The organism is Ruegeria sp. MALMAid1280 (assembly GCF_049195285.1).
GTDB lineage: Bacteria > Pseudomonadota > Alphaproteobacteria > Rhodobacterales > Rhodobacteraceae > Ruegeria.
Map to the genome: position 1 here is coordinate 74,762 of NZ_JBMIRT010000041.1, position 24,326 is coordinate 99,087.

At 59.4% G+C, this 24,326-nt stretch carries 29 protein-coding genes; 13 read left to right on the top strand and 16 right to left on the bottom strand.

Annotated features, from left to right (window positions below):
- The first annotated feature begins 275 nt into the window (after positions 1 to 275).
- The gene (locus ACOQFT_RS06500; protein WP_421597142.1) at positions 276 to 983 is read left to right on the top strand and encodes an ORF6N domain-containing protein; all 708 of its coding nucleotides are present in this window, start codon (positions 276 to 278) and stop codon (positions 981 to 983) included.
- On the opposite strand, the gene ACOQFT_RS06505 is transcribed toward ACOQFT_RS06500, so the two are convergent.
- The 3 genes from ACOQFT_RS06505 to ACOQFT_RS06515 form a co-directional block, all read right to left on the bottom strand.
- Entirely contained in the window at positions 980 to 1,333 is a 354-nt protein-coding gene (locus tag ACOQFT_RS06505; RefSeq protein ID WP_421597143.1) for an MmcQ/YjbR family DNA-binding protein, read from the bottom strand. The genes ACOQFT_RS06500 and ACOQFT_RS06505 overlap by 4 nt on opposite strands.
- Before the next feature lie 39 nt (positions 1,334 to 1,372).
- Positions 1,373 to 1,666 (bottom strand): hypothetical protein, encoded by a 294-nt coding sequence (locus tag ACOQFT_RS06510; RefSeq protein WP_170445934.1) that lies wholly within the window; start codon positions 1,664 to 1,666, stop codon positions 1,373 to 1,375.
- A gap of 109 nt (positions 1,667 to 1,775) precedes the next feature.
- Positions 1,776 to 2,198, bottom strand: a complete 423-nt coding sequence (locus ACOQFT_RS06515) for an excalibur calcium-binding domain-containing protein (RefSeq protein WP_421597144.1) — start codon at positions 2,196 to 2,198, stop codon at positions 1,776 to 1,778.
- Between the two features lie 124 nt (positions 2,199 to 2,322).
- Between ACOQFT_RS06515 and ACOQFT_RS06520 the strand changes: the two genes are divergently transcribed.
- Positions 2,323 to 2,826: a HugZ family protein gene (locus tag ACOQFT_RS06520; protein WP_421597145.1), complete on the top strand. Its 504-nt coding sequence runs from the start codon at positions 2,323 to 2,325 to the stop codon at positions 2,824 to 2,826.
- Here ACOQFT_RS06520 and ACOQFT_RS06525 read toward each other — a convergent pair.
- Positions 2,811 to 3,218, bottom strand: a complete 408-nt coding sequence (locus ACOQFT_RS06525) for a universal stress protein (RefSeq protein ID WP_421597146.1) — start codon at positions 3,216 to 3,218, stop codon at positions 2,811 to 2,813. The genes ACOQFT_RS06520 and ACOQFT_RS06525 overlap by 16 nt on opposite strands.
- A gap of 65 nt (positions 3,219 to 3,283) precedes the next feature.
- On the bottom strand, positions 3,284 to 3,610 hold the full coding sequence (locus ACOQFT_RS06530; protein WP_421597147.1) for an antibiotic biosynthesis monooxygenase family protein: 327 nt from the start codon (positions 3,608 to 3,610) through the stop codon (positions 3,284 to 3,286).
- A 145-nt stretch (positions 3,611 to 3,755) separates the two neighbouring features.
- On the opposite strand from ACOQFT_RS06530, the gene ACOQFT_RS06535 reads away from it, so the two are divergent.
- Positions 3,756 to 4,418 carry a hypothetical protein gene (locus ACOQFT_RS06535; protein WP_421597148.1) on the top strand — a complete coding sequence of 221 codons (663 nt, stop codon included), beginning with the start codon at positions 3,756 to 3,758 and terminating at the stop codon, positions 4,416 to 4,418.
- 45 nt (positions 4,419 to 4,463) lie between these two features.
- Here ACOQFT_RS06535 and ACOQFT_RS06540 read toward each other — a convergent pair whose 3' ends face one another.
- From ACOQFT_RS06540 to phhA, 5 genes are all read right to left on the bottom strand, one after another.
- Complete coding sequence (locus tag ACOQFT_RS06540; protein ID WP_421597149.1) at positions 4,464 to 6,752, bottom strand: glycosyl hydrolase family 28-related protein; 2,289 nt, start codon at positions 6,750 to 6,752, stop codon at positions 4,464 to 4,466.
- Positions 6,753 to 6,894: 142 nt separating this feature from the next.
- Positions 6,895 to 7,296 (bottom strand): DUF4864 domain-containing protein, encoded by a 402-nt coding sequence (locus ACOQFT_RS06545; RefSeq protein WP_421597150.1) that lies wholly within the window; start codon positions 7,294 to 7,296, stop codon positions 6,895 to 6,897.
- 48 nt (positions 7,297 to 7,344) lie between these two features.
- Entirely contained in the window at positions 7,345 to 8,919 is a 1,575-nt protein-coding gene (locus tag ACOQFT_RS06550; protein WP_421597151.1) for a lysine--tRNA ligase, read from the bottom strand.
- A 120-nt stretch (positions 8,920 to 9,039) separates the two neighbouring features.
- Positions 9,040 to 9,393: a 4a-hydroxytetrahydrobiopterin dehydratase gene (locus ACOQFT_RS06555; protein WP_421597152.1), complete on the bottom strand. Its 354-nt coding sequence runs from the start codon at positions 9,391 to 9,393 to the stop codon at positions 9,040 to 9,042.
- A 7-nt stretch (positions 9,394 to 9,400) separates the two neighbouring features.
- Positions 9,401 to 10,201: a phenylalanine 4-monooxygenase gene (gene phhA, locus ACOQFT_RS06560; RefSeq protein ID WP_421597153.1), complete on the bottom strand. Its 801-nt coding sequence runs from the start codon at positions 10,199 to 10,201 to the stop codon at positions 9,401 to 9,403.
- Between the two features lie 108 nt (positions 10,202 to 10,309).
- Here phhA and ACOQFT_RS06565 point away from each other — a divergent pair, with 108 nt between their 5' ends.
- Both ACOQFT_RS06565 and ACOQFT_RS06570 read left to right on the top strand, forming a co-directional pair.
- Positions 10,310 to 10,777: an Lrp/AsnC family transcriptional regulator gene (locus ACOQFT_RS06565; RefSeq protein ID WP_421597154.1), complete on the top strand. Its 468-nt coding sequence runs from the start codon at positions 10,310 to 10,312 to the stop codon at positions 10,775 to 10,777.
- Between the two features lie 80 nt (positions 10,778 to 10,857).
- Positions 10,858 to 11,280 carry a tellurite resistance TerB family protein gene (locus ACOQFT_RS06570; protein ID WP_170327101.1) on the top strand — a complete coding sequence of 141 codons (423 nt, stop codon included), beginning with the start codon at positions 10,858 to 10,860 and terminating at the stop codon, positions 11,278 to 11,280.
- 2 nt (positions 11,281 to 11,282) lie between these two features.
- Here the strand turns inward: ACOQFT_RS06570 and dacB are convergent, their stop codons facing one another.
- The 4 genes from dacB to ACOQFT_RS06590 form a co-directional block, all read right to left on the bottom strand.
- Positions 11,283 to 12,761: a D-alanyl-D-alanine carboxypeptidase/D-alanyl-D-alanine endopeptidase gene (gene dacB, locus ACOQFT_RS06575; RefSeq protein ID WP_421597155.1), complete on the bottom strand. Its 1,479-nt coding sequence runs from the start codon at positions 12,759 to 12,761 to the stop codon at positions 11,283 to 11,285.
- A 66-nt stretch (positions 12,762 to 12,827) separates the two neighbouring features.
- A complete protein-coding gene (locus ACOQFT_RS06580; RefSeq protein WP_421597353.1) occupies positions 12,828 to 13,448 on the bottom strand; it encodes a nicotinate-nucleotide adenylyltransferase in 621 nt (206 codons plus the stop codon).
- Positions 13,449 to 13,480: 32 nt separating this feature from the next.
- Positions 13,481 to 13,960 (bottom strand): MOSC domain-containing protein, encoded by a 480-nt coding sequence (locus ACOQFT_RS06585; protein ID WP_421597156.1) that lies wholly within the window; start codon positions 13,958 to 13,960, stop codon positions 13,481 to 13,483.
- A gap of 2 nt (positions 13,961 to 13,962) precedes the next feature.
- On the bottom strand, positions 13,963 to 14,547 hold the full coding sequence (locus tag ACOQFT_RS06590) for a hypothetical protein (protein WP_421597157.1): 585 nt from the start codon (positions 14,545 to 14,547) through the stop codon (positions 13,963 to 13,965).
- A gap of 210 nt (positions 14,548 to 14,757) precedes the next feature.
- Between ACOQFT_RS06590 and ettA the strand changes: the two genes are divergently transcribed.
- From ettA to ACOQFT_RS06615, 5 genes are all read left to right on the top strand, one after another.
- Positions 14,758 to 16,425: an energy-dependent translational throttle protein EttA gene (gene ettA, locus ACOQFT_RS06595; RefSeq protein ID WP_421597158.1), complete on the top strand. Its 1,668-nt coding sequence runs from the start codon at positions 14,758 to 14,760 to the stop codon at positions 16,423 to 16,425.
- On the top strand, positions 16,422 to 17,168 hold the full coding sequence (locus ACOQFT_RS06600; RefSeq protein WP_421597159.1) for a hypothetical protein: 747 nt from the start codon (positions 16,422 to 16,424) through the stop codon (positions 17,166 to 17,168). Before ettA ends, ACOQFT_RS06600 begins: the two co-directional genes overlap by 4 nt.
- Positions 17,169 to 17,563: 395 nt before the next feature.
- Positions 17,564 to 17,962, top strand: a complete 399-nt coding sequence (locus ACOQFT_RS06605) for a hypothetical protein (RefSeq protein WP_421597160.1) — start codon at positions 17,564 to 17,566, stop codon at positions 17,960 to 17,962.
- Between the two features lie 366 nt (positions 17,963 to 18,328).
- A complete protein-coding gene (locus tag ACOQFT_RS06610) occupies positions 18,329 to 18,535 on the top strand; it encodes a cold-shock protein (RefSeq protein ID WP_170327110.1) in 207 nt (68 codons plus the stop codon).
- 190 nt (positions 18,536 to 18,725) lie between these two features.
- Positions 18,726 to 19,286, top strand: a complete 561-nt coding sequence (locus ACOQFT_RS06615; protein ID WP_421597161.1) for a L,D-transpeptidase — start codon at positions 18,726 to 18,728, stop codon at positions 19,284 to 19,286.
- Here the strand turns inward: ACOQFT_RS06615 and ACOQFT_RS06620 are convergent, their stop codons facing one another.
- The gene (locus ACOQFT_RS06620; protein WP_421597162.1) at positions 19,287 to 19,925 is read right to left on the bottom strand and encodes an arylesterase; all 639 of its coding nucleotides are present in this window, start codon (positions 19,923 to 19,925) and stop codon (positions 19,287 to 19,289) included. It abuts the gene before it with no gap.
- Between the two features lie 47 nt (positions 19,926 to 19,972).
- Between ACOQFT_RS06620 and ACOQFT_RS06625 the strand changes: the two genes are divergently transcribed.
- Entirely contained in the window at positions 19,973 to 20,668 is a 696-nt protein-coding gene (locus tag ACOQFT_RS06625; protein WP_421597163.1) for an ABC transporter ATP-binding protein, read from the top strand.
- Positions 20,665 to 23,193: an ABC transporter permease gene (locus ACOQFT_RS06630; protein WP_421597164.1), complete on the top strand. Its 2,529-nt coding sequence runs from the start codon at positions 20,665 to 20,667 to the stop codon at positions 23,191 to 23,193. The genes ACOQFT_RS06625 and ACOQFT_RS06630 overlap by 4 nt, the downstream gene beginning before the upstream one ends.
- Positions 23,194 to 23,195: 2 nt before the next feature.
- Here the strand turns inward: ACOQFT_RS06630 and ACOQFT_RS06635 are convergent, their stop codons facing one another.
- Positions 23,196 to 23,642 carry an RrF2 family transcriptional regulator gene (locus ACOQFT_RS06635; protein WP_421597165.1) on the bottom strand — a complete coding sequence of 149 codons (447 nt, stop codon included), beginning with the start codon at positions 23,640 to 23,642 and terminating at the stop codon, positions 23,196 to 23,198.
- A gap of 95 nt (positions 23,643 to 23,737) precedes the next feature.
- On the opposite strand from ACOQFT_RS06635, the gene ACOQFT_RS06640 reads away from it, so the two are divergent.
- Positions 23,738 to 24,307: a gamma-glutamylcyclotransferase family protein gene (locus ACOQFT_RS06640; protein WP_421597166.1), complete on the top strand. Its 570-nt coding sequence runs from the start codon at positions 23,738 to 23,740 to the stop codon at positions 24,305 to 24,307.
- Positions 24,308 to 24,326: the final 19 nt, after the last annotated feature.

Genomic DNA, 24,326 nt, shown 5'->3' on the forward strand with positions numbered 1-24,326 from the left:
AATCTCCCAAAAAAGAGGAGCATTATAATATCATAAAATGAGCTTTTAAAAAAAATGTGGGCGCATATTCGGGTATTGCATCAAAGTTTGAGCTTTTCGGAAGCGCGCGCACCGGATGAATGCTTGTACTCGTCTGAACCGATTTAGTGACAGAAGATGCCATCATTCCTGCTCGGTTGCGGGCGATGATGCCTGGCCACCCACACTACAACCTTGCACCCTGCGCCACCCTCCTTCACCTTTGAAATCACAAATTGTGATTCCAAACGGTTGCCATGACGAACCCTAAGAAACTGCCCAGCGCACAAGTGGTCCAAAGCGCCATTCACCGGGTGCGGGGCACCCGCGTGGTGCTGGCCGAGGATCTGGCGCAGTTCTATGGAAAATCCGTCAGCGCCTTCAATCAGGCCGTCTCGCGCAACAAGGATCTGTTCGAGGGCTACCGCTTTCAGCTAACCGATGCCGAGGTCGCCGATTTGCAATCACAGAATGTGATCTCAAAACCCAAAGGCCGCGGCGGGCGGCGGGTCAATCCTTGGGTCTATACCGATTACGGCGTGGCCATCGCCTCGGCCCTGTTCAAGGACCCGCGCGCGATCAGGATCACCCGGATGATCACCGAGGCCTTTGTCGATGGCGCAAACGCGCTGGCCGAGACCCCGCGCAGCGTGCCGGAAATCCTGCCACCCGAGGACGCCCCCACCCCGCTGCTGCCCAATGGTGAGCAGTTGCGTGATCTGGCCGAAAATATTCTGGACTCGGGCCAGCAGAGCCTTGTGGATTACATCGCCAACCCCACCACCAAACGGCAACAGGCAGTGGCGGTGATCATGAAAACCCTGGCGGAAACCGCAGGCGAAGAGGTCCGCACTCAGCACGAACGCCTGCGCCTGAACATCGCCCAGCGTCTCGCGAGCGGAGACTATGCCGATGATGACGACCGCAAAGGCCTGCTGGAGCTGCTGCAAGCGATGAAGGGTTAAACACCCAACTCGGCCCGCATCTTCTTTGTCAGCTTGGCCACAACCAGATCATAAGACGTCATGATATGTTCGCGTAGTGAGGCGTCGGACATGCCGCGTTCTTCATAGACCTGCAGCCATTTCATCCCGCGCGACGCCAGATAGGGCGCTGGGCGGATGCCGGGCTCATCGCCCAGCACCTCAAACGCCAGATCGGTGGCCTTGAAGGTGAAGGCGTCCTTGCCATCGTTCCAGCCGCAGATCGCAAAGACTTTGCCACCCACTTTCCACACATCCGCATTGCCCCATTGCACCACATGACTGGTGGCTTTGAGGCTGGCGCAAAAGGCGTTGAAATCATCGCGGGTCATCGCCTGAATCTCGGCGATCACCCGGAAATATGCAAGCGTTTAAAGGGCTTTATCCCAGTGGACGACCACGTCAAACCCGGCAGGGGACGGCGGGCCTTCAAGAAACTCTGCGAAATTCCCCCACAACTCGGCCACTTTGGGCGCGTTCGCGTTCGATGTCTCCTCGCTTTCGACAACTGCAACAACGTATCCGGTGCCGTCCTCGTTCATGGCATTGGTAAAGCTGTGCATCCCGTTCATGCCCATAATCTGATCTTTAAGCTCATTCATTTTCGCCTCGGCGGCATCCCGCATGCCGGGCTTCATTTTGAACTGAGTAATACGTGCAAACATTTCTTTCCTCCCTTTCAGGGCGAAATCCCCCAAAGACGGCCCTAAGCGGCGCGTCCGGCGCAGTTTAACACAGCATCGGTGAATCGCGCAGAACCCGCGCAAGGGCCAATCAGGGCCGCACGAACTTGGCGGTTCCGACCGTCCGCGACGGGCGCGTGCCGGTCTGCTGCGGGACTGCGCCGGAAACCGGGGTGGGCGCGATGGTTTCGCAGGCAACGCCATCTCCATCGGGATCGTTGCGCGGGTGGTATCCCGGCCCTCCCGCCAAGAACGGCCCCGGCACGACGGTTTCAACCGCGTCACACCCCGCCAGGGCAATCAAATGGATCAGGGCCTGTTCGCGCTCAAAGTCGGATATGCGCAGGTAAACGGCCACGACGATACTCAGGATCGTCAATGGCAGCATGAGAACCATGATCAATATCCGAACCGGAGACAAAGCGCGTTTGCGCAAGGCGTCCGCGCGTTTCTGGCGCCTCGATACCTTGGGGGTTGTCGGTTCCGTTTCGGGCTTGAGCGTGTTGTCTGGCATTTCCTTCCCCTAACCCGGATTTGTGGCGAAACCGAGGCCCGGGCACAACCGGCAACAGGCCTCGCACTGGCTGGGTGAAGCAGCTATGTTTGAACCGATGCAAACACCCCGGGACATTTAAGCCATGGCGGAAGCCAACCCTTTTCGTCCGGTCGATGATACGGCCCGCGGTTTGGCCCGCGACCTGATTGAGGGTGCAACCTTTGGTGCCCTCGCCACTTTGCAGCCGGGTAAGGCGGGGCCTTCGGTGTCGCGTATCTCACTCGCAACGGATGAGGCTGGCGGTCTGGTGACCCTGATCTCGACCCTGGCAGATCATACGCGGGCTTTGCACGCCAATCCGACCTGTGCGCTGCTGATCGGAGAACCGGGCGAGACCGGTGATCCACTGACCCACCCGCGTTTAACCCTGCACGCCGAGGCCCGGTTCGTCGTGCGTGACAGCGCAGAGCACGGCCACCTGCGCGCGCGGTATCTGGCCCTGCGCCCCAAAGCGAAGCTCTATGTTGATTTCACCGATTTCGGCTTTGTCTGTTTCGAGATTTCCGAGGCCCTGTTGAACGGTGGCTTTGGAAAGGCGTGGCGCCTTGCCAAAGCCGATCTTGCGCCCGGTCAGCGCACCACGTGAACCGCGCAAGCGGCGTGGCGAACCACATGGTTCGCAGTTGAGCCCAGCAGAAGATCCTGCATCCCCGGCCGATGCGATGCCATGATGATCAGGTCCGGTTTATGGGACTCCGCCCAGTCCAGAATGGTGCGCCCGGAATGCCCTTCGATCACCACGCCCACCGCGTTGGGCAATTTCGCTGCCAACTCGTCCAGTTCGGTCTGGATCGCCTTGCGGGCTTCGGCCAGGTATTCCGGCGGCATGTATGAGATTGCATAGTTTGGGATGTGCTCGACCACATGCAGCAAAGTCACCTGAGCGTCCGGTGCCGACAAAATCCCGGCCAATTTCAACGGGCCGGAAATATCCCGTTCGGCATCGAAAGAAATGGGAACAAGAATGTTGCGATACATGGCGCGCACCTCCGCTTTTCTACTCCCAGCTTGTGCGGATCTAGGCGTTAAGGCTTTGATCCAAATCAGGAACTGCCAAAAGTTTCGGCCACGTCATACATCACCGGCTCAAAGCTTTTGCACAGCTCATTGATCTGGCGGTTACGATCGCGCATTTCCGGAGTGCGCAGCATGGCCAGAAAATCCTCGCGGCGTTGCCATTGTGAATAATTGGCAATCCGCGTCTGGGCATCGTTCACATGCAGCCCCGCCGACACGAAACCCGGCTGTTTCGAGATGAACTCGGCATAGGCGTCGGTCAGCGCCTCCAGCAGATCCTGGCAGGTGCCGGGCGTCATTTCAAAGGTGGTGATAACTGTCTGGACGCTCGCGCTCTTGGAAATCTTCGGCATCTGGATTCTCCTTATCGTTTCACAAGCTTAACACAGGAATAGCAAAGGTCTCTTGTTTCCTTTGCGGGCGAGACTTCTTTGTCGGTTTTCAAAAAATGAACAAATTACTAACCATCCGTTAACCATGCTGACGGATTCTGCGTGCATGTGCCGGATCGCCCTTCTCTTGTCTCTGTTGCTTGCCGCGGCACCGGCGTGGTCCGGGGCGTGGCTGCGGGAAAAGGGCTCGGCCTTCACCGCGACCTCGGTCACCGCATTCAAGGACCCCGGCGGCGCTTATGACTATAAAACCGGTCTTTACGCGGAATTCGGATACAGACCGAACCTGACAATCGGGCTGGACTTCGAGGAGAACCGAGACCTTTACGGCCACGCGCTAATGTTTGCGCGGCTTCCGGTTGCCGATTTCGGAAATTGGGGACGTTTTGCAACCGAGTTCGGGGCGGGCGCCCATCACCGGCACCGGGACGCCTGGGCGATGTACAAGCTGACCCTCTCTTATGGCAGAGGGTTCCAGACGGGTTGGGGGAATGGCTGGGTGGCTATCGATACCGCTTTGGAACTGCGCACGCATGATGCCCTATACCGCAAACTGGATATCACCGCTGGTCTGTCCGGGGACCGGCTGCTGAATCCGCTGATACAGATTGAAACAGCCTATACCCCGGATCATTCGTTGTATTGGAGAGCCCGCCCCTCGGTCATGATCCGAACCAGGAATAGTTCGGCCATGTGGGTGCTGGGCCTTGAACGCAATGATGCGCGCAGCGATACGGGGTTGAAATTGGCGATTTGGAATGAGTTTTGAAGGCCGCGAACTGGCCGCCCCGCAACAGGACGGCCAGTCGAAATATCAGCGCTCCATTCGCACTGTCGCGGAGACCTCACCGCTCAGTGCATCGGGCCAACGCAGGTTTATCGCGTCATTCGATGCGCCCTGTTCCAGCTCGACATACGGGTTGGCGAAGGTCAGCGATCCAAAAGCGGTTCTCAAAGGTCCCAGAACCGTGACCGCATCACAGCTGCGGGCAAGACCACCGAACGGCAGCTGACCAGAGGTCTGCACGGTCCAGGCCTGAGACGCAGAACCTTGTGCATGTCTGATCCGCAAGGGGTTCGACACATTTTGATCCACCCCATGAAACGTATTATTCTCGAAGGTCACATTCCGGTGCGCGTATTTGTTCAGATCGGCATAGGTGGTGTCCACCCGTTCCACCCGGGCGATATTACCACTTGATGAACGGAACTTGTTCCCGGTCACGATGACACCATTCAGGAAATGCCCCGCACCATAGGGCCGAATGACAAGATAGGTGAACCAGGACGCAACTTCGCTGGAGTAGAAGATATTGTCGGTGATGGCCATCGAACTGAACGAATACCCGGCAGTGTAGACCGGATTTGCATCCCGTTCGTTGGTCCACTGGATCGAGCAATTATCAACGTAGTTCCCTGAGATGGTCGAGCTGTTATAGGTGCCGATCATGACCAGACCGGCGCTGCGAACACCCTGTGGAATGCTGTCGCCCTGGAAAAAGTGATTGCCCAGGACCATGTTGTTGGTGCCGCCCAAAACGGCAAAGTGCCGGAACCGCACAGCCCGGTTGTGGCGCAGTTTGACGTCATTGGCGGTAGAGTTCAGCGCGATCGATTTGCGGTCCTCCACGTTGAAGGATTCCTCGGTGGACAGGAATTGGCAGTTGTCGATCAGCATACCCTGACACCCTGTTCCGATCGACGTGATGCCCCGGTCCTTGGGGCGACTGATGAAACTGTTCGCCACTGCGAAGGTGCTGCCCGAGGGGGCCAGCCGGATTCCGCTGCTGCGGCCGTTGCACTGGAACTCGATTTCTTCCATCCCGAATTTGCGCAGCGTGCTGAAACCGCTGAAGTCCAGCAGGTATTTGAAGGACTGGAAAGTGAATGTCTGCGTGCCAGCCGCGTCATACAGCGGCGCGTTCAGCGTGATCTCACCCGCCCCCTCGTTCTTGGAGCGGACATAGATTTCACGCCCGACCCCGCTGCCCTGCACCAGTGCACCGACCGGAATATTGGCCACGTTGGCCACATTCACCAGGCGGGTGGGGTCATTCGGGTTATAGGTCGCGACCGAGGTGAACGTCTCGGTATCCCAGGCCGAACTGCTTTGCACGTCGAACTGGCCATTGCGGATCACACGGCGTGTCGAGAAACCGCTTTGCCGGTTCGGCACCGCGGCGGCCATGTCGATGGATTCACTGACCGAAATCTTCCGCCCCCCCAGATCAAGCGATTCATGGTCCGAGTTGTTCAGCAGTGCCTGAAACGCCTTTTTGAAGGCCAGCGTTTCATTGCCAAAGGCGTTGATATAGGTCGGCAGGTCGAAATTCTTGGTCAGCAGCAGCATCTTGTCGTCGGGCATCGTGACTGTGCCTTCAAAGTCGATCTCGGATGCCATCGACGTGTTCTGTGCCAGCAGATAGGTACCTTCGGGCACGAAAACCGTACGCCCGTTTGCGGCCTGATCCGCCGCCTCGAAGGCCGCCGAGTCGTCCGCGACGCCGTCGCCGGTAGCTCCGAAATCGCGCACATCGACAAGGCTGATAAGGTTGCGCAGGAACACGCCGGTGATATCCGTGATCTCGATATCATCTACCCGGATGACAGCCCCGTTCGCACCATCGATATCCAGCCCGAAATGCCCGTACAGCGCCTGAACACCCCAGGGCATATCCACGCCAGGGCGCTGGCCGGTACCGACAATGGCGGTGATCTCATGCACCGTGCCATAGCCCGACAGCTGCGTCGCCGGGCCCTGCTCGGTCACGCCGGTGACCTGCACGTCTCCGGCACCGCCGGCCCAACCGGCGATGCGCACCTCGGGCAGCGGGCCGCTGATTGCTTTGACCCGCGCCTTGATCTGCAGGTAGCACCCCGGCAACAGCGGCGTCTGGCCCATATAGCGCAGACGTTGCGTGGTGCTGACCTTCAGAATCTCAAGGCAGCCGCCGAAATCCGCATCGGCCGGGACATACGCACCGGTGCCCGACCCGTCATAGGTGGGCGAGCCCGGTGTGCCGTCGCCGCTGGACCATACGTTCAGACCGTTTGCGAAAGCAGGCGGCATGAACACGATGCCGTCGGTGATTGCCTTATTCATAGAAATCCCTTTCCCAATCGCGCTGGCAGCGACCCGCCACGCGCATAAACCCAGTGCCCGGGATCGCGCGCCCCGAACGCAAAAACCTGAGTACCGAAAAGGAATTAACTACCGCTCATGTCACCGTAACGGTGGTGTTGCATCAGGTTGCCGGATCAGAGTTGCCCAGCAGCTGCACGCCGTTGATCTTCCAACCATTTTCAAGCGGCACCATCTGATAGTCGAGGATATGCACCCGGCCCGCGCCATCGGTGATCATGACCTTCTGCCACAGTGAACCGGCGACTTCGCGCAACTCCAGAAACCGCACATCCGCAGGCCGCCAGACCATCGGATAGCCGCGTTTGACCATCACCCCAAAGTTCTCGGGCGTCTGGAAAAGGCGTTGGATATTGGGGCTGGCAAAGGTGAAAGCAGTGGCGAAATCATCCGCCTTAAAGGCCTGTATCTGCGCCGCGATATTGGCCTCGATCTCGGCACTCTGGGCAAACGCGCCCGAGGTCAATCCGGCGCATAAGGATGCAGCAAGTAATAGACCACGCATGGGGCCACCTCCTGATCAGAGGGTAGCCCCACGCGGTAACAGGTCAAATCAGACCAGCTTGCCGGCCAGTGCCTTGTCGATCAGCGCGATGGTTTCCGGCACGCCGTAGAGTGCAATGAAACCGCCGAAACGCGGGCCTTGAGATGCCCCCAGCAGGACCTCATAGAGCGCAGTGAACCAGCCACGCATCGGGTCGAACCTCTCGCGTCCGATGGAATAGACCACCGATTGCAACGCTTCGTCCTCAGCCGGTCCATCATAAGCCTCGAGCGCGGCTTTCAACGCCTCCAGCGCCTCGCGTTCCTGGTCGGTCGGCGCGCGGTGTTTGCGGGTCGGTTTCACGAAGTCGTTGAAGTAACGCACGGCAAAGCCCGCCGCCTGATCCAGATCGGGATGGCTTTCCGCTGTCGCTTCGGGCGCGTAACGGCGGATGAAGCCCCACAGCGCCTCTTTGTCCTCGGCACCCGAAACCGAGGCCAGGTTCAGAAGCATCGCAAACGGAACCATCAGCGTGGACTCGGGAACGTTGCCGCCGTGGATATGCCAGACAGGATTATTCAACTGCGCTTTCAGATCCTGACCTGGATAGGCCCGCAACTGCTGGTGATATTCATCATAGGCTTTCGGGATCACGTCAAAATGCATCCGCTTGGCTGTCTTGGGCTTTTGATACATGAAATAGGCCAGCGACTCGGTCGGCGCGTAAGTCAGCCACTCGTCAATCGACACGCCATTGCCGGACGATTTCGAGATTTTCTGACCATTCTCATCCAGGAACAGCTCATACGAGAAATGTTCCGGCGCTCGGCCGCCCAGCGCACGGCAAATCGCGTCATAGATTTTCTCGTTGGTCGCGTGTTCCTTGCCATACATCTCAAAGTCAACGCCCAGCGCCGCCCAGCGCGCGCCGAAATCCGGTTTCCACTGCAGTTTGACGTTGCCGCCGGTGACGGGCAACGTCCATTCCTTGCCGTCCTCATCATCGAAGGTGACGGTATAGGTCTCGGCGCAAACCTTCTTCATCGGGACATACAGCACCCGACCGGTTTCAGGATGAATCGGTAGGAAGATCGAATAGGTCTGCTGACGCTCTTCGCGCAGGCTTTTCAGCATAATGGCCATGATATCGTCATAGCGTTCAACCGAGCGCTTCAGAATCTCGTCGAACTGACCCGAGCGATAGAAGTCGCGCGCCGAATAGAATTCATACTCGAACCCGAAGGTATCGAGGAACCGGCGCAGCATGGTGTTGTTATACTCGCCAAAGCTGGGGTACTCGCCGAACGGATCGGGTACCGAGGTCAGCGGGCACTGCAGATAGCCCTGCAGCTTTTCCGGGTTCGGCACGTTGCTTGGCACCTTGCGCATCCCGTCCAGATCGTCCGAGAAACAGATCAGCTTGGTCGGGATGTCCGACAATGCCTCGAACGCGCGCTTGACCATCGTGGTCCGCGCGACCTCGCCAAAGGTGCCGATATGCGGCAGGCCCGAGGGGCCGTAGCCGGTCTCAAAAAGCACATACCCCTTATCCGGAGCCGCTTTCTGATAGCGTTTGAGCAACCGGCGCGCCTCTTCGAAAGGCCAGGCCTTGGACGACATCGCGGTTTCACGCAGTTCAGACATCAGATTTGCTCCATCGGGAAAACAGCGTCGGTCGCCCTGTGCGACCGACCGGCCCCTCCTATTGTGCCGGTGCAGCATGAGTCAATAAACTGCGGGGTTTTTCCTGATGAAATTGCCGATTTACGCGGTCAGCTGGTCCAGTTTGGCGGCCCAGATGAAGTCATTCTCGCTGAGGCCTCCGATTTCATGAGTGGTCAATCTGACGTCAACATAGCCCCAACCAAAGCTGACATCCGGGTGATGCCCCTGCTGATCGGCCAGCCAGGCGCAAAGGTTGGCCAGATAGGTCGCCTTGGCGAACCCTTTGAACGTGTAGTGACGGCTGAGTTCTTTCGCCTCGGCATCCAGCTTCCAGTCCGAGGACAGCTCGGACATGTGCTTGTCTGCCTCATCCCGCGTCAAAGCCGGGACACCGCCGGAACAAGGCACGCAGGTTCGGTCCGAAAGGCTGCAGGTTTGTCCTGATGTGGTCATGATCCGTTCACTCCGCTGCGGTTGCTTTTTCCGGGAACTTGTTCGGCAGCAACCCAAGGGATTGCGCCTGACGCACATCTGCAAGCAGATCACGATCCGCGGCTGCGAACAGTTCCTCAGGCGAGTTTAGCACGAAATAGCCCATCTGGTGCATGTCTATCCGGTAGGGCGTGCGCAGGATTGTGAGGATATCGAACGGATCGCGGTCGGGAATGTCGCTTTCCACCGCATAGACCAGTTCGGTTGGCGAGGACGCAAGCCCGGACCCCAGCGCCTTGATCTCTCCATCCTGTCGGCGCAGGCCAAATTCGATTGAGAACCAATAGAGCCGGATCAGCCAGGAATAATCTTTGTCGCCCGCCTGCACTCCGGCCTTGCCGATGGCATGGCTAAAGGCCGCAAAGCGCGGATCGCTCAGCAAAGGGGTATGGCCAAAGATCTCATGAAAGATGTCCGGTTCTTCGATGTAATCGAAATCCTCGCGCGAGCGGATGAAAGATGCGGCGGGAAAGACCCGGTCGGCCAACATGCCGAAGAAGGTCTTGAACCCGATCAGCGCCGGCACCGGCTGCACCCGCCACCCGGTCATGTCCATCAGACGCTCCGAGATATCGGCGCAGGACGGTACGCGGGTTTTCGGCAGATCAAGACGCTCCAGCCCCGCAAGATAATCTCGGGCCATGTAGCGCTGTATGTTCTTTTCTTGCGCGGCATAAAGATCGGCCCAAACCGCGTCTTCCTCGGCCGTATAGGCGATATGGCCGCGCGCATCAGCCACCTTGGCGACGTATTTGGTCGATTTTGGCATCACTTTTCCTCCCTGAGAAAAGTATAGCCGCGCTTCCTGGTGGTTTTGGTTTGGTAAACGTCGGTTTTATCGGTATTTTGGCAAATACATATCGCCAAGGTATCAATTGTGAAACAAACGCTTCAACCCGCTGACATCGCCATCCTGCAGCAGCTGCAGACCGATGGCCGCCTGTCGATGCAGGACCTTGCCGACCGCACCGGCCTTTCGGCCTCGCAATGCTGGCGGCGCGTGCGCGAGTTGGAGGCGTCCGGCGTGATCTCCGGCTATATCGCGCAGGTGCGGGCCAAGTCCGTGGGGCTGGATGCCATCGCCTATGTCCACATCGCCCTGCGCGACCACCAAGAGGATAGCATCACCGCATTCCTGCGGCTTGTCGAAACCGAACCGCAGATCGTCGAATGCGCCTCGATCACCGGGGATCACGACTTTATCCTGAAGGTCTATGCCAAATCGCCCGAAGACCTTGAGCATTTCATCATGCAGCGGCTGCTGAAGTCCGGTTTGGTGCGCGATACCCGCAGCAATTTCGTGCTGCGGCAGACCAAAACGCGGGGACCGCTGCCCATTCTGTGACCCAATCCGGCAAAATCCGTTGAACCTGCGCGCCAGCCCTCCTATCGTGCGGGCGCAGAAAGCCCAATCAGGACGACACCATGACCGAACAAGTACCCCATCCGATGTCCCCGCAGGATTGCCTTGTCGCGATCATGGTTGCGGTCTCTGCCTCGGATGAGACCATCCGCACCGCCGAACTGGTCAAAATCGAAGGCGCGGTCAACATGCTGCCGGTTTTTGCGGAATATGACATCGACCGCACCCGTCGTGTGTCGCAGACCGTGTTCGACCTGTTCGAACAGGAAGACGGGCTGGACGCCTTGTTCGGCCTGATCCGCGACAACCTGCCCGAGCGGTTGCACGAAACCGCCTACGCGCTGGCCTGCGATGTGGCCGCAGCGGACGGGTCGCTTGCCGAGACCGAGCTGCGCCTGCTGGAAGAAATTCGGTATGAGTTGAATATCGACCGCCTGCACGCTGCCGCAATCGAGCGCGGCGCGCGGGCGCGCCACACCACCTGATCTCAGCTGCCCGCCAGCATCCCCCAGCGTTCGATTAGCGCACGCTGCAGCTTGCGTGACCTGTTGTTCCAGCTGCGCGCGCCGTCAGGGCGTTCGCGTAGCGCGCGGGGAATGGTCGCGCGGTGGTCGACATCTGCGGTGAAGATGGCAAAGGCCAGCTCTGATCCATCCGGCGCCGTGATGAACCCGCCCAACCCGGACACAAAATTCAGCGTTCCGGTCTTGGCGTCCACCCTGATCGGATGATCCTTGACCGGCCGCCCCTGACTGTCCAAAAGCTTGAATTTCTTGAGCAGCGGCTGAAGTGCTCCGTCCTTATGCGCCTTGACCAACGCTGTTACCAGATCAGCAGGCGCGACGCGTGACGCATCACCAAGCCCCGAGTGATCCACCATCGTGATGCCGCGCACTCCGTAGGTTTCTGAAGCCCAGCGGTTCATCTCGTCAGCTGAGTCAGCCAGCCCCTGCAACTCAGCACCCCGCGCTTTCGAGGCCGCCATTCCAACCATTTCAGCTGTGATATTGGTCGAGTATTTCAGCATCCCCTGAAGAATACTCTCCAGCGGGTCGCTTTGATGCACCACCAGAACTGAGCCCTGCGGAGCTTCGCGCGTGATCTGTACACGGCCCAGAACTATTCCATTCACCCTCGCCAATGTGCGGAATACCTCGCCCGAATAAAGCGCAGGCTTTCGCACCGGCAACCAACGCGCGCCACCATTGCCCAGCGCGCCTTTGGCCACCGTCCAACGATCCTGCCGGGCGCTTGGCTGATAGGTGTAGATCGGCAAACTGCGCTTTTCGACCCGCATCGACGCCATATCCACGGACGGCTTGTAGCGGGCTGTGCGGGCATCCATCGTCACATCGTACCCGGTGCCCTCGCGCTTCCATTCGAAATGAACGCGGTTGAAGTTCAGAGAGATGCCGCTGATGGCCGGGCTGTATCCCAGATGATCGGGCTGCCCGGGGTCAATGCTGAACACGTACGGCAGCGCCCCGTCATAGACCTTGAACGCGCCCTGCACCTCGGTGATCCCGGCCTCGCGCAGATTGGCGGCCATTGCAGCCAGATCGTCAGTATCCAGCAGAGGATCTCCGCCGCCCACAAGGATCAGGTCGCCCTTGAGCACACCATTCTCGATCGGGCCGTCCGCCATCAATGCGGTTTCAAACCGGTAGTCGCCCCCCAGCACGTCCAGCGCATATAGCGCTGTCAACGCCTTGGCGACACTGGCAGGGGGCAGGCCCTGATCGCCGCCAAACGCCTCAAGCTGGGTACCTGTTTCCACATCCGAGACAGCAAAGGCCACCTCGCCCCGCAGCCCCGCAGCCCGAATAAGCCGCTCGGCCCCGCCGGACAGGTCCTTCCGAAGCAGAGGCCGCAAGGATCGGACAGGGGCATCGGCCAGAGCCGAACCCGAAACGGCCGAAGCCCCCAGCCCGGCAAGAAACAAACGACGTGAAAAACGATCAACCATGGGTCAATTAAAATCCCAGAGATCAAAGGCAAACAACCACTGAATGGGATTATGCGCCCATCGTGGCTATTCAGGCAACACCCCGCCGTCCCATTCGCCACGCCTGCGCAGCTCGGTCGAGCTGACATCGACCATCGGCACATTGACGAAACACCACGCCGGGGCTTGCGCCCGCCCCAGCAGATGCCGTGCCTGACCGTCGATGCGATAACGCGCATACAACCGGGCCGCTGGCGACATCCGGGCCGAAATTCGATCCCCCGGCCGCGCCACCACACCGACCGGCACGCTGTCCATGATCCGGCGCCAGTCTTTCCAGCGGTGGAACTGCGCGAGGTTGTCCGCGCCCATCAGCCAGACGAATTTCACCCGTGGGTAAAGCCGCTGCAATGCCGCCAAGGTGTCTGCCGTTGCGCGCGTTCCGGTCAGCGCCTCGATATCCGTTACATCAACGCGCGGATGCCGCATGACAGCCTGCGCCGCCCGAACCCGCCGACGCAACGGCGCGGGTCCGCGTTCTTTCAACGGGTTGCCCGGCGATACCAGCCACCACACCCGATCCAGCCCGAAGGCTTTCATCGCCTCAAGCGTGACATGCACGTGCCCCTGATGCGGCGGATCGAAGGACCCGCCGAACAGACCGACAACCTGCCCGGGTCGTGCATATGGAAGGGCGCTGCGCAACATCCCTTGCTGATGTTCAGAACTCAAGCGGCTTGTCAATCAACAGGTTGCACAGGGTCACCCAGCCTGATCCGCCCGGACTGCACCACTTCGGCGCACCAACCGCCATGCCCGCGCACGGCGGAATAGCCACCTTTGCCCAACGCCTCCTCCATCCGGCTGCAAGGCGCGCAAATGACAGTGAAGCGCAAAACAGCTTCGCCCAACTGCACCTCTCGCCCCTTGAGCGCGGCCAGATTGATCCCCGACACCACCAGATTGCGCCGCAGGATGTCCGGTGCGACCGGCCCCTGCCCCAGATATGACCCAATCGCCGCAAGATGCTCTTGTTGGATCAGAGTCACCGCCCGCTTGCCCGCACGGCCGCGGTCACCTGAAAGCCCATCGGCCGAGATCATGACCTGATCCGCCACCTCCATCTCAAGTCGCCGGGCCGGACGCAGGCCGATCCAATCAACAAGACCTGATTTAGCCCAACTTGATATCAGTTCATTCAGCGACGAGTACTTTCGCATATTCACGTCATGCATGATTTAAAATCGGTGGACTCGACAATCTCTTTGAACGGCAAAAACGGAATGTCGCTTTCGACCGCACACACGATGTGTCGCAACGAATCCTCTGACTGCTGCGCCCAATCCACTTGGGGATAACTTACACTCCTTGGCAAGGTTTCTTCAGGTTCAATGACCAAATCTAAGTAGGCCAAATAGATACTCGCCCTGATCTCGTCACCTGTAAGCGAGACATATCTAAGCATCTGGTGCGCAAGAGACCTTTTGAGCTGTCGATACTCTTCCGTACGATCAAAGCCTTCCTCAATACCCGCGAGCGAGAGAATTAGATTGAAGGTAACATAGTACCTAATTTCGTGCTCCGCTTTTTCAGCCACGTTGATCAAAACCAGAATATCGGCAGACGTTTCTTCATCGCTCTCAATACTAGATGTCAGCATCCCCGTTACGTTGTACGTCGAGCAATACGTTTCATCTTTGTAAGCCGCACATGCCGAAGAGTTCGCAGCATGCGCTACCTGAGTACTTATTGCTGCGAGACTTAGGAAAAATACGATCAGATTTATCGCTTTATTGACCATCTTCACCGACACCTCTCCCGGTTGGGTTGTGGGCACCATGACACCCCGCAGGGAGAATCTTCAAGACCCGGGCCTCACAGGCTCATCTCTTTCAGAGCGGCGTTCTTACAGTTTGCCCTGCTGCCCTGATTCAACGCAATTGTTCGTGATTGCCCCCAATCGAACCATCCGCTATCACACCGCCCAACCTGATTTCCCCGACCCAAAGGACGCGACATGGCCGCCTATCAATATGTCTACCACATGCAGGGTGTCTCCAAGACTTATCCCGGTGGCAAGAAGTGCTTTGAAAACATCCACCTGAGCTTTCTGCCCGGTGTGAAAATCGGTGTTGTCGGCGTCAACGGCGCGGGTAAATCGACGCTGATGAAGATCATGGCCGGCCTCGATACCGACTTCACCGGTGAAGCATGGGCGGCCGAGGGCGCCAAGGTCGGTTATCTGCCGCAGGAACCGCAACTGGATGACTCTCTGACCGTCCGTGAAAACGTCATGCTGGGCGTGGCGGCGAAAAAGGCCAAGGTCGACCGCTTCAACGAGATCGCCATGGAGATCGCCGAGAACTATTCGGACGAGCTGATGGAGGAAATGACCACCCTGCAGGATGCGATTGATGCGGAAAACCTGTGGGACCTCGACAGCCAGATCGACGTCTCGATGGAGGCGCTGCGCTGCCCGCCGGACGACGCCAATATCGCCAACCTCTCGGGCGGTGAGAAACGCCGCGTGGCGTTGTGCAAGCTGCTGCTGGAAGCGCCCGACATGCTGCTGTTGGACGAACCGACCAACCACCTGGACGCCGAGACCATCGCCTGGCTGCAACAGCACCTGATCGACTACAAGGGCACCATCCTGATCGTAACCCACGACCGCTATTTCCTGGATGACATCACCGGCTGGATCCTCGAACTCGACCGTGGCCGCGGCATCCCTTACGAGGGCAATTATTCCGCGTGGCTGGAACAAAAGGCCAAACGGCTGGAGCAGGAAGCCCGCGAGGACAAGTCCAAGCAGAAGACCCTGCAGCGCGAGTTGGAGTGGATGCGTCAGGGCCAAAAGGCCCGTCAGGCCAAATCCAAAGCCCGGATCAACGCCTATAACGAGCTGGCAGACCAGTCCGAACGTGAAAAGCTGACCCGCGCCCAGATCGTCATCCCCAACGGCCAGCGCCTTGGCGGCAAAGTGATCGAGGTTGAAGGGCTCGCCAAGCACATGGGTGACAAGCAACTGATTGAAAAGCTCGACTTTGCCCTGCCCCCCGGCGGCATCGTCGGCGTCATCGGCCCCAACGGCGCCGGTAAATCGACCCTGTTCAAGATGCTCACCGGTCAGGAACAGCCCGACAGCGGCACCATCACGCTGGGCGACACGGTCGAGCTGTCTTATGTCGACCAGTCCCGTGACGACCTCAAAGACAACGACACCGTGTGGGAGGCGATCACCGGCGGCGCTGAAATCATCCAGCTGGGCGACGCGCAGGTCAATTCCCGCGCCTATTGCTCGTCCTTCAATTTCAAGGGTGGCGACCAGCAGAAAAAGGTCTCGCTGCTTTCCGGCGGTGAGCGCAACCGCGTCCACATGGCCCGTTTGTTGAAAGAGGGCGGCAACGTCCTGCTGCTTGACGAACCGACCAACGATCTGGACGTCGAAACCCTGCGCGCACTGGAAGACGCCTTGGTCGATTTCGCCGGTTGCGCCGTCGTCATCTCACACGACCGCTTCTTCCTCGACCGGATTTGCACGCATATTCTGGCCTTCGAGGGCGACGCGCATGTGGAATGGTTCGAGGGCAACTTCGAAGATTACGAAGAGGACAAAAAGCGCCGTCTGGGACCGGACGCGCTGGAGCCCAAGCGCCTGAAGCACAAAAAGTTTGCGCGATGATCAGCTTTATCGAGAAACGCATCGACAAATGGAAGCGCAGCGTCCGCAAGCGGGTTGCTATTCGGCGGTTGCAGCGGATTCCGCAAAACGCACCCAAAAACTGTGTCATTGTGGCAAGCAATGGCCGGTCCGGCAGCACGCTGACCTTTCTGGCCCTTGCTGATACGTTGAAAGAGATCGATCCGATATCGGCAAAGCGGGTGGATTTTGTAGCTCGGCTGAGTGATACCGAGTTTTACACTCCGTGCGTGTACAAGACACACGACTTTCCTCAGCCGTTGTCCACATGGCCCGAAAATACCCGTGTCGTTTTCTGTTTCGGTCCGACCAAGGATTCGGCGTTTTCCGTGTTTTCCGCAATGGAGAGATACGGCGCAGACTGGATCGATCAACACTTCTATCACCTGCACGCCACCGGCACGTTTGATGAGTTGTTCAAACGCGACGTGCTGCAGCAGGCACGGCAGATCAGGGAGTGGGTCACGTTTGAAGATGTCCCCGTTCTGTGCGTTCGCTATGACGCGCTTTGGGACCATCAGGATACGATATCGCGGTTTACCGGGTTGGATTTCACCCCGCCCAAACGGCGCGAGCGGACCCCGAAAGACATCCCGGAAGAGTTCAAGGTCAGCGCCGATCAGCTGTATGACCCAATTGATGAGGTGATCGATCAATTGCCGGAGTGTTTTATTGCGTCATCCCAATACAGAAGCGTCGTGAATAAACTGCCTCTCACCGACTGAGCAGCGCCCTAGGGTGAGACCCGGCGGAATCCTTCCAAACCTGTGCTCGCGGCGACCCTGTCTGGTCGTCCGCAAGCGCAAATTTCGCCCGGTCAACTTGGCAACCGGTCAAACCTGGTTCCATCTGGCACCGGACCGCCTTGTGCGGGCGTCAAGTGACAAAGGATCATTTTGGTGAGAGTGCTTTTCTCAAAGGGGCTTGTATTCATATCCAAGCCACGCTGTGGCTTTACATCGGTCCGCAAATACCTGACGCGACACCTGTCAAAAAAGTCGGGGATTTTGCCGTCGACTACGCCAATCGGTCCGAGCACTTCCACCCCCACGATACAGCACCGTAAATCAAGGCAACGCTGGCCGAGCTGTATCCTGAACACGCAGGGCTTTCGTTTTTCATGACTACGAGAAACCCGGTTGATTTGCTTCGGTCCTATTACCGGTATTTCAAACCCGACGCCGAGTGCCGATACAACATTGCGCCAGACTGGGATGGAACGACGGCGATGGAGCTCGAAGACTGGGTCCAGAATGGCAATATGGGCGTGAAAGACAGCTGGAAGGAATTGGCCCCCAGCTGTATTTCCACGCAGAATCTTTCCCCCCTCAGACTTGAGACCCACTCCATCGACCGGGCGGGTGTCAACCACATCGATCACCTGTTTTGGCTTGAAAACGTAAATGAACTGATCGACTGGCTTTCTGACAGGCTGCCGAAACGCTGGTATTCGGCTTCCCCCCGCACGGAATTTCGGTTCCACATACCAACCAGACAGAGACGGGCGATCACTCCGTAGGTGGTGACAAGACCATTGCCCTGTCCAACAAAAGCCGGAAAGCGATCCGGCTGATGTTTCCTGCTGACAGCGAGATGTACATTGTCTGAACCGGATTTGCCGGTTCCCTGGACCGGCTGTCGGTGACGTGCCGGGCGACCATCAGCAGGCCGGCTCGGCCACCTACTTTGGATTTCCAGGGGTTTTTGTTTTTTGCAGAACAGGACTCCTCCCTTGCCCCGAGCCGTTGCCGATGCCATATCTAAAGGGCTAACGTTTTTCTATTTCGACCTACTGTCTCCTTCTACGGCGCTCAGTCTATCGATCCAGACAACGACGCCAGGCTGCCGCAACTCCGTGGGCAGCACTAAACAGGAGACAACGGATATGCCCGCAGGCACCGTAAAATGGTTCAACACCACCAAAGGCTACGGCTTTATCGCACCCGAAGATGGCGGCAAAGACATCTTCGTTCACATCTCGGCCGTGGAACGCTCGGGCCTGACTGGTCTGGCCGACAACCAGAAGGTCACGTACGAGCTGCGCGCCGGCCGTGACGGCCGCGAAAGCGCCGACAATATCGTGCTTGCATAAGATATTGGAAGGGCAGAAATTTCTCTGCCCTTTTTCCTTTCCCGGTGTACGCTTGCGCTTGTGCTGCTGCCTGATTGTGTGTCCCCACGACGACATCACAATAGGGTTACTTCTCTCCAGCGATTGACCAGATCGGTTATCCTTCCGAGATTAGGGTCAAGATTTATCTGTTGTTTTATAGAGAGCTGCCATGTTCACGCGCCGTACCTTTCTGACTGCAACCGCAGCCGCCAGCCTTGTGCCCGGCGTTGCGACGGCAAAGAAGAAAGCTGTCGAATACGATCCCACACCGCAATTTGTGCGCATCAAAAAGCAATTCCAGCCGGGTCAGTTGCTGGTCGCGCCGCGGTCGTTCTATTTGTACTACGTGACCGAGCCGCGCAAGGCGATCCGCTATGGCTGCGGGGTCGGCAAGGCCGGGCTGGAATTCACCGGCACCGCCACTATCGACGTCAAGAAAGAATGGCCGACCTGGCGCCCGACCGACGAGATGATCGAGCGCGAACCCGTCACCTATGCCCGGTTCAAGGACAATGACTATGTCCAGCCCGGTGGCGGCGACAATCCTTTGGGCGCGCGGGCGCTTTACCTGTTCCAGAATGGCGTCGACACCTATTTCCGCATTCACGGCACCACGCAGCCGCAGACCATCGGTCACGCGGTCTCAAATGGCTGTATCCGAATGATGAACGAATACGTGATCGACCTGTATGAACGTGTGCCGATCGGGACGGTCGTAACCGTCGTTTGATCACTGCCGGGCCGCGGCGACAAGTTCCAGCACATAGGGGCCAAGGTTTTCAACGATCAAGGCGACCCCTTCGGCATTTGGATGAATGCCGTCCGGCTGCATATAGCGGCGGGCGGTGGCGGGATCGCCCTCGGCGGTCAGGCCCGTGAAAAAGCTGGGGGCGTAGCCGGTTTCGTACTGCTCCGCCAGATCAGGGTAGATGGCATCGAATGCCTGTTTGTAGTCGGCCCCGTAATTGCCGGGCGCCTGCATCCCAACAAGCAGAACTTCGACATCCGTTGCGCCCGCCGTTTTGACAATCGCGTCAAGATTGGTCCGCGACACCGCCGGGTCGATCCCCCGCAACAGGTCGTTGCCACCCAGCGTCACGATCATCCCGTCCACCTCTGGCGTCAGGGTCCAGCCCACCCGCGCCGCACCACCTGCCGTGGTGTCGCCGGACACACCGGCATTGATCAGACGCACATCCGCGCCCTGCGCCTTTAGCCACCGATCCAGCTGAGGTACAAAGCCGTCGTGCTCGGGAAGTCCGTAGCCTTGGGTCAGCGAATCCCCCAAAGCAGCAATCACCACCTGCTCGGCTGTGGCCGCAAAGCCGCAGAACACAAACAGCGTCGACATCAAAGCCTTGCGCAACATCTGAACCGCTCCATATCCCAATTGACCGTCCCAATCCGGAAAGGCCCATGACGACACCCGTTCTTTCGCTCCAAAATGCCGCTTTGTCACTGGATGGCAATGCCGGTCGGGTGAATATCCTGCATGATATCTCGCTGACCGTCGCTCAAGGCGAAACACTGGGGCTGGTGGGGCCGTCGGGGTCCGGCAAATCTTCGCTGCTGATGCTGATGGGCGGGCTGGAGCAAGCCACAGGGGGCGTGATCACCGCCCTTGGCCATGATCTGACCGGAATGGATGAGGACGCCTTGGCCCGGTTCAGGCGCGATGCGATGGGGGTGGTGTTTCAGAACTTTCACCTGATCCCGACCATGACGGCGCTTGAGAATGTGGCCACACCGCTGGAGCTGGCCGGGCACAGGGATGCGTTTGCCCGTGCCGAGGCGGAACTGGACGCGGTGGGCCTGTCGCATCGCCGCGACCACTACCCGGCGCAATTATCGGGGGGTGAGCAGCAACGGGTTGCCTTGGCGCGCGCCTCCGCTCCGCGCCCTCAGATCCTTCTGGCGGACGAGCCGACCGGCAATCTGGACGAAACCACGGGCGCTGCAATCGTCGACCTGTTGTTCGGATTACGGGACAGGCATGGTGCCACGCTGGTTCTGGTCACCCATAGCCACAACCTGGCGCGCAAATGCGACCGGGTGATCCGGTTGCGGGATGGCACCATCGCGGAAGACACGCAACAAGAGGCCGCGGAATGAGCCTGCGCCTTGCCGGTCGCCTGGCGCGCCGGGAGTTGCGCGGCGGTGTGCGCGGTTTTCGCGTGTTTCTGGCCTGTCTGGCGCTAGGAGTTGCTGCCATTGCCGCCATTGGCTCTGTCCGGTCTGCGATCCAGGCCGGATTGACGCAGGAAGGCGCGGCACTGCTGGGTGGGGACGCGCAGCTGGAATTCACCTACCGCTTTGCCGCTGATGACGAGCGCACGTGGATGCTGCAAGCCGCGACGGATCTGTCCGAAGTGGTCGATTTCCGCTCGATGGCCGTTGTGCGGCGGGACAATGAAACCCAGCGCGCCCTGACACAGGTAAAGGCCGTGGATGCGGCCTATCCGTTGCTTGGAATGCCAAAGCTGGAACCCGACCAACCGCTCTCGGTCGCGCTGGATGGCCAGCAGGGCCTACCCGGAGCGGTGATGGATCCGGTGCTGATGGACCGGCTCGGCCTTTCCGTCGGAGATCGCTTTGCACTTGGAACACAGGATTTCGTGCTGACGGCTGCATTGATCCATGAACCGGACGGCGCCGCGGACGGCTTTGGCTTGGGGCCACGCACTCTGGTCCGGACCAGTGACTTGCAGGCATCCGGCCTGTTGGCACCGGGAACGCTGTTTTCCACCAAATACCGGCTGAGCCTGCCACCCGAGACCAATCTCGAAACCCTGTCTGCCGAAGCCAGGCAAAGCTTCGGCGGCACTGGAATGCGCTGGACCGATGCCCGTAACGGGGCACCGGGGATTGCCGAGTTTGTCGCGCGCCTGAGTGCGTTTCTGGTTCTGGTCGGCCTGTCCGGTCTGGCTGTCGGAGGCGTCGGCGTGTCAGCCGCTGTTCGCGCCTATCTGGCGCAAAAGACCAAAACCATCGCCACGCTGCGGACGCTGGGCGCGGATCGCGCGACAATCTTTCAAACCTACCTGATCCAGATCGGGGTCCTGACAGGGATCGGCATCGCGTTGGGGATTGCTCTGGGCGCGGTTTTGCCCCTGTTGCTGGCCCCGCTGATTGAGGCCCGCCTGCCCGTCCCTGCTGTTTTCACGCTTTACCCCCGCCCTCTGGCCGAGGCCGCGCTGTACGGCGCCCTGACCGCGTACCTGTTCACCCTCTGGCCCCTTGCCCAAACCGAGGAGGTCCGCGCCGCAACCCTGTTCCGCGACGCGCTGTCATCGGCGCGCGCCGTGCCGCGCGCAGTTTTTGTTCTGGCAACCGTCATCGGGCTGGCTCTGCTGATCCTGTCGGCCGCGTGGTTCAGCGGTTCGGTACGCCTGACGCTCTGGACCGCCGCCGGGCTGGTCGGCGCGCTGGCGCTGCTGTCCCTGTCCGCCTTTGCGATCCGCAAACTGGCCCGGGTCAGCACCACAACGGCGCGTGGTCGCCCTGCCCTGCGGTGGGCCTTGTCGGCGATCTCGGACCCGCGCGAAGGGGCTGCTTCGGTGGTGTTGTCGCTGGGATTGGGGCTTTCGGTTCTTGCCGCCGTTGGCCAGATCGACGGGACCTTGCGCAATGCGATCTCGGGCAATCTGCCTGACGTCGCCCCGTCCTATTTCTTTGTCGATATTCAAAAGGACCAGATGCCCGGGTTTAGCGAACGGCTGGAATCAGACCCCGCTGTCGCCCGCATCGAAAGCGCCCCGATGCTGCGCGGGATCATCACCCAGATCAACGGGCAACCCGCGCGTGATGTGGCGGGTGATCATTGGGTGTTGGACGGGGATCGGGGTGTGACTTATTCCGCCATCCCACCCAAAAACGCCCGCGTCACCGCAGGCGCATGGTGGCCCAGGGATTACTCTGGCAATCCGCAAGTCAGTTTCGCCGCAGAAGAAGCCGAGGAAATGGGCCTGACCCTAGGCGACGAATTGACCGTGAACATCCTTGGCCGTGATATCACCGCCGAGGTCACGTCGTTTCGCGAGGTCGATTTTTCGACTGCAGGCATAGGGTTCATCATGTCGATGAACCCATCCGCCCTCGCCGGGGCACCGCACAGCTTCATCGCCACCGTCTATGCCGAGGAACAGGCAGAAGCCGCCATCCTGCGCGATCTGGCCGGGCAGTTCCCCAACATCACCGCGATCCGGGTGCGCGACGCAATTGACCGCGTCTCGGGCCTGCTGGCCGGGCTGGCGGCGGCGACGTCCTACGGTGCGGGGGTATCCTTGCTGACCGGCTTTCTGGTTCTGATCGGGGCCGCCGCCGCAGGTGAAACCGCACGCCGTTACGAATCGGCGATCCTCAAGACACTGGGCGCGGACCGTCGGAGGATTTTGCTCAGCTTTGCCCTGCGCTCGGCCCTGTTGGGCGCGGCAGCCGGGGGTGTTGCCCTGCTGACCGGCATCTTGGGGGGATGGGCGGTCGCCACCTACATCTTCGACACCGACTTCTCGGTCATATGGACCTCAGCCCTGGGCATCGTTCTGGCCGGCATTCTGGTGACGCTGGGCGCGGGCCTTGCCTTTGCCCTGCGCCCCATGGCCGTACGCCCGGCCCGCATCCTGCGAGCCACCGACTGATCTCAGCGCACGCAGGCGACCGGTTGCAGGATTTGCAGCAACTGATCGTTGTCGCACACCAGCGCGTCCAGCGTGATCTCGTCCAGCGATGCATAGAACACCTCGGCCGCGTCCTTCAGGGCCAATCGCAACCGGCAGGCATCCGTCAGGGGGCAGGTGTTGTCGGCATCGGCAAAGCATTCGGCAATGGGCAGGCCGCCCTCAACATGACGAAACACCGAGCCGATGCGGATCTGATCCGCCGGGCGCGCCAACTCCATACCGCCATTGCGACCCCGCTGCGTGCTCAGGTAATTCAGTTGGCTCAACTGATTGATCACCTGCGCCAGATGGTTTTCCGAGATGTTGCACACATCCGCGATCTCGGCTTTTGTCACCAGCCGATCCTGATGCGCCGCGCAATACATCAACAGGCGCACCGCGATATTTGTCCGTTTGGTAATCCTCATCGAGACCTCCCAAATTTCAAGATGCGACCTTATTGCATGTCCGGCAAAAAAGCGGTTTGACATACATCAATCGCTTAGAAAGGACCTGACGGCGCATGGCAGACCCTTATTTCTTTGGCTATGGCAGTTTGGTGAATCTTGCGACCCACGATTTTCCCGACCCGCATCCGGCGCGGTTGCAGGGGTGGCGACGCGCCTGGCGGCATACCGATCTGCGCCCGGTGGCCTTTCTGACCGCAATCCCGGACCCCGAGTCCCAGATCGAGGGGATGATCGCCCATGTTCCGAAAAACGACTGGGCGGCACTGGACGAACGGGAATGGGCCTATGACCGGATTCCGACGACCCACGCTGTCACACATTCCCTGACCCATGAGGTTGAAATCGCTGTTTACGCAGTGCCGCAGGGACGCCACACCGAGCCCAGCAATCGCCATCCGCTGTTGCTCAGCTATATCGACGTGGTGGTGCAGGGGTATCTGCGCACCTTCGGCGAGGACGGTGCGGATCGGTTTTTTGCCACGACCGACGGGTGGGACGCGCCGATTCTGAACGACCGGGCAGAGCCCCGCTATCCCCGGCACCAGCAGTTGAAATCGACCGAGACCGAATTTGTTGATGACCGCCTGAACCGCTTATCAGCGTCGATTGTGCGGACCGCGTAGAAAAAGGCAGAGCCAATGG